General features: G+C 62.6%; 1 protein-coding gene. It reads left to right on the top strand.

Going from position 1 to position 289, the window contains the following annotated elements:
- A partial coding sequence (locus CWI66_RS17835; protein ID WP_446718688.1) for an electron transfer flavoprotein subunit beta/FixA family protein occupies positions 1–289 on the top strand: 289 nt, incomplete at both ends.

Here is a 289-nt window from a genome sequence, read left to right on the forward strand (position 1 = left end):
AACGTCACCCGTGAAATCGACGGCGGCCTGCAAACCGTCGCCCTCACGCTGCCCGCCATCGTCACCACCGACCTGCGCCTCAACGAGCCGCGCTACGCCAAGCTGCCGGACATCATGAAGGCCAAGAAAAAGCCGCTGGACGTCAAGACCCCCGCCGACTATGGGGTCGAGGTCGCGTCGAACGTCACGCTGCTCAAGGTCGAGTCACCCGCCGAGCGCAAGGGCGGTATCAAGGTCGCCTCGGTGGACGAGCTGATCGACAAACTGAAAAACGAAGCCAAGGTGCTTT

Source organism: Halomonas sp. 141 (assembly GCF_002810305.1).
Taxonomy (GTDB): Bacteria; Pseudomonadota; Gammaproteobacteria; order Pseudomonadales; family Halomonadaceae; genus Vreelandella; species Vreelandella stevensii.